The organism is Mycobacterium sp., from assembly GCF_035603715.1.
GTDB lineage: Bacteria > Actinomycetota > Actinomycetes > Mycobacteriales > Mycobacteriaceae > Mycobacterium.
Window position 1 is genome coordinate 1 of the sequence record NZ_DATNJW010000205.1, and the last position, 4,405, is coordinate 4,405.

At 65.4% G+C, this 4,405-nt stretch carries 4 protein-coding genes and 1 pseudogene; all 5 read left to right on the plus strand.

Annotated features, from left to right (window positions below):
* Positions 1 to 840 (plus strand): AAA family ATPase (locus VN856_RS08720; protein ID WP_325688051.1); only part of this gene is annotated, 840 nt, incomplete at its 5' end.
* A gap of 12 nt (positions 841 to 852) precedes the next feature.
* Positions 853 to 2,148, plus strand: a complete 1,296-nt coding sequence (ftsY, locus tag VN856_RS08725; protein WP_325688053.1) for a signal recognition particle-docking protein FtsY — start codon at positions 853 to 855, stop codon at positions 2,146 to 2,148.
* A 184-nt stretch (positions 2,149 to 2,332) separates the two neighbouring features.
* Positions 2,333 to 3,682 carry an ammonium transporter gene (locus tag VN856_RS08730; protein WP_325688057.1) on the plus strand — a complete coding sequence of 450 codons (1,350 nt, stop codon included), beginning with the start codon at positions 2,333 to 2,335 and terminating at the stop codon, positions 3,680 to 3,682.
* Positions 3,683 to 3,684: 2 nt separating this feature from the next.
* Complete coding sequence (locus tag VN856_RS08735) at positions 3,685 to 4,023, plus strand: P-II family nitrogen regulator (protein ID WP_325688055.1); 339 nt, start codon at positions 3,685 to 3,687, stop codon at positions 4,021 to 4,023.
* A 51-nt stretch (positions 4,024 to 4,074) separates the two neighbouring features.
* Positions 4,075 to 4,405: pseudogene (locus VN856_RS08740) on the plus strand ([protein-PII] uridylyltransferase); the annotation flags it as partial.

Sequence of the window (4,405 nt, forward strand, 5' to 3'; positions counted from 1 at the left end):
GAGCAGATGGTGCTCGAGCAATTCGGCATGTCACCGGACGTGCTGGTCGCCGAATACGGGCCGCAGGTTTCACTGCCCCCGACCGAGCTGGAGATGGCCGAATACGAGCAGGCCCGCGAGCGCGGCGAGCAGGTCACGGCGCCGGCCCCGCTGCCGTTCGACCGGCCCACCCAGGAACGTCGCGCCAAACGCGCCGAACGAGAGCTGGCCGAGTTGGGCCGGGTCAACCCGCTGGCGCTGGAGGAGTTCGCTGCGCTGGAAGAGCGGTACAACTTCCTGTCCACGCAACTCGAGGACGTCAAGGGCGCACGCAAAGATCTGCTGGACGTCGTGGCTGATGTCGACGCCCGCATCTTGCAGGTGTTCGCCGAGGCCTACGCGGATGTGGAGCGGGAATTCCGAGGGGTTTTCGCCGCGCTGTTCCCCGGCGGCGAGGGCCGTCTGCTGCTGACAAACCCCGATGACATGCTGACCACCGGGATCGAGGTCGAGGCCCGTCCACCCGGCAAGAAGGTCAAGCGGCTGTCGCTGCTGTCCGGCGGGGAGAAGTCGCTGACCGCGGTGGCGATGCTGGTCGCCATCTTCCGGGCCCGGCCGTCGCCGTTCTACATCATGGACGAGGTCGAGGCCGCGCTCGACGACACCAACCTGCGGCGGCTGATCGGCCTGTTCGAGCTGCTGCGGGCGAAATCGCAGTTGATCGTGATCACTCACCAGAAGCCGACCATGGAAGTCGCCGACTCGCTTTACGGCGTGACAATGCGCGACGATGGCATCACCGCGGTGATCTCTCAACGCATGCGCGGCCAGCAGGTAAACCAGCTGGTCACGACAACCTAAGCGAGGAACACGTTGCCGCAAGGTCTGTGGATCGCGATCGCGGTCGCTGCCGCGCTGATCGTCATCGCCGTCCTGGTAGTGGGGCTGCTACGTTATCGCCGTCGGCAGATCAGCCTGTCAGCCGGCGAGCAGGCCCCGACCCTGGATCGTTCCGGCGGATACACCGCGTCATCGGGAATCACTTTCAGCCGCACCGAAACTCCCGAGCGCATCGACACCACCGGGCTGCCCGCTGTCGGTGACGACGCGACAATTCCGCGCGACGCGCCGAAGCGTTCGGTCTCCGATGTTCAACTGCCCGAACCCGATTCGGTGGCACCGCCGGTCGAGCCGACGCCGCCGATCGAGGCGGCGCCCGAGGCAACGGTGCCCGCAACCGAGGAGATCGCACCACCCGAAGGGCGCTTGGAACGCCTGCGTGGTCGGCTCGCCAGATCGCAGAATGCGCTGGGCCGCAGCCTCTTAGGGCTGATCGGTGGCGGCGACCTCGACGAGGATTCCTGGGAGCAAATCGAGGACACCCTGCTGATTGCCGACCTGGGTCCGACGGTGACCAGCTCGATAGTGGCCCAGTTGCGCAGCCGGCTCGCCAGCAAGGACGTACAGACCGAGGCCGATGCGCGTGCGGTGCTGCGGGACGTGCTGATCACCGAGCTGCAGCCCGGTCTGGACCGCTCGGTGCGGGCTCTGCCGCACGATGACCACCCATCGGTGCTGCTGGTCGTCGGTGTCAACGGGACCGGGAAAACCACCACGGTCGGCAAACTGGCGCGGGTCCTGGTCGCCGACGGCCGGCGGGTCGTACTGGGCGCCGCCGACACCTTTCGCGCCGCCGCCGCCGACCAATTGCAGGCCTGGGGCGCCCGGGTGGGTGCCGAGGTGATCCGTGGGCCCGAGGGCGCTGATCCCGCTTCGGTGGCGTTCGACGCCGTTGACAAGGGCATCGAGGCGGGCGCTGACGTCGTCGTGATCGACACCGCGGGCCGGCTGCACACCAAGACCGGTTTGATGGACGAGCTCGGCAAGGTCAAACGCGTGGTGACGCGGCGGGCCGCGGTCGACGAAGTGCTGCTGGTGCTCGATGCCACCGTCGGGCAGAACGGGCTGGCACAGGCCCGGGTGTTCGCCGATGTGGTCGATATCACCGGAGCGGTGCTGACCAAATTGGACGGTACGGCCAAGGGCGGCATCGTTTTCCGGGTCCAGCAAGAGCTCGGCGTGCCGGTCAAGCTGGTCGGCCTAGGGGAGGGGCCGGATGACCTCGCGCCGTTTGAGCCCGCCGCTTTCGTCGACGCGCTTCTTGGCTGATTTCAGCTTCCAGCGTTCTGTAACACCGGCGAAACCTGTCAGCGCCGCGTTTTGTAACAACTAGTGCGCAAGGTTCTCCTGCAGGCCGCAGGCATTTGTCTGGTGGCTGTCGATGGCCGACCGGAGGTGATAGCGAGTGAGTTTCCCGACACTGGGCCAGCCCGATACCGGTGATACCGCTTGGATGCTGGCAAGTTCTGCGCTAGTGCTGTTGATGACACCAGGATTGGCGTTTTTCTACGGCGGGATGGTCCGCGTCAGAAGCGTGCTCAACATGCTCATGATGAGCATCAGCGCAATGGGCGTGGTCACGGTGCTCTGGGTGCTCTACGGCTACTCGGTGGCATTCGGTAACGACACGCACAGCCTCTTCGGCGACCCGCTTGAATACTTCGGCCTCAAAGGCCTCATCGGAGGCAATTCCGCCGCCGCGGCCGCAGGCAAAGCGGCTACGGACATTCCGCTGGCCGGCACCCTGCCGATGAACGTATTCGTCGCGTTCCAGCTGATGTTCGCGATCATCACCGTGGCGTTGATCTCGGGCGCGGTTTCGGACCGGCTGAAGTTCAGCTCCTGGCTGGTGTTCGCCGGACTGTGGGCCACGATCGTCTACTTCCCGGTCGCGCACTGGGTCTTCGCGTTCGACGGCGTCACGGCCGAGCACGGCGGCTGGATCGCCAACAAGCTGAAAGCGATCGACTTCGCCGGCGGTACTGCGGTCCATATCAACTCCGGTACGGCCGGCCTGGTCCTCGCCATCGTCCTCGGCAGACGCAAGGGCTGGCCCACCACGCTGTTCCGCCCGCACAACGTGCCGTTCGTGATGCTCGGCGCCGGCCTGCTGTGGTTCGGCTGGTACGGATTCAACGCGGGTTCGGCCACCAGCTCCAACGGCGTCGCCGCGTCGACATTCATCACCACCACGATCGCCACGGCCACGGCCATGCTCTTCTGGCTGCTCACCGAACGGATTCGCGACGGCCACGCCACGACGCTCGGCGCGGCCTCGGGCATCGTGGCCGGCCTGGTTGCGATCACACCCTCCTGCTCATCGGTGAATGTGCTGGGCGCCCTGGTAATCGGCGCGGTGGCTGGGGTGCTGTGTGCGTTGGCGGTCGGGCTGAAATTCAAACTCGGCTTTGACGACTCGCTCGACGTGGTCGGTGTGCACCTGATCGGCGGACTGGCGGGGACGCTGCTGGTCGGCCTCGTTGCCGCGCCTGAAGCCCCCGCAGCCGTCAAGGGATTGTTCTACGGCGGCGGTTGGGATCAGTTGTGGCGACAGGCAGTCGGCGCGTTCAGCGTTCTCCTCTACTCCGCCGTCGGCACCCTTATCATTGCGCTGATACTCAAGTACACGATCGGGCTACGTCTGACTCCCGAGGCAGAAGCGGCCGGTATCGACGAATCTCAGCACGCGGAGAGCGGTTACGATTTCGCAACACCGACCGGCTCTGTCCTTCCTCATGCGAGCCTTCCGGAAAGCTCGTTTGACCACAAAGATCCAGTGGGCGACAAAGTAGAGGCGGAATAGAGATGAAGCTGATTACCGCGATTGTTAAGCCGTTCACGCTCGAGGACATCAAAGCCAGCCTCGAGCAGGTGGGCATCCTGGGTATGACGGTCAGCGAGGTTCAGGGGTACGGACGCCAGAAGGGGCACACCGAGGTCTACCGGGGTGCTGAGTACTCAGTCGACTTCGTGCCGAAGGTCCGCGTCGAGGTGCTGGTCGAGGACTTCGACACCGACAAGGCCCTGGATAGCATCGTGCGGTCCGCACGCACCGGCAAGATCGGTGACGGCAAGGTCTGGGTCAGCCCGGTGGAAACCGTGGTGCGGGTACGCACCGGCGAACGGGGAGCCGACGCGATCTGATACTCGCGTCATGAATACTCTTGGGGGGTGGCCGAGCCGATTCGGACGGGAATGAGACAGGGCGAGCAAGAATCACCCGATTCGTCATCGGCGGCCGCGGCGGGCAAAACTCCCGGCGCGGCCAGCGATTTGGCGGCCGCCCGGGAAAAGCTGCTCGCCCGTGGACCGAATGAACTCGACTCGGCCGCCCTGCGTGAGGCATGGGGCGAACTGCACGAATTCTGGCTGACCACAAAGGCTTCCGAGATCGGCATCATGCCCGGCAGCGGCTTCGCTATCGTCGCGACCGGTTCGCTGGGCCGTCGCGAGCTGGTGCCGTACTCGGACTTGGATTTGCTGTTGCTGCACGACGGCATGAACACCGACGCCGTCCGGGACGTCG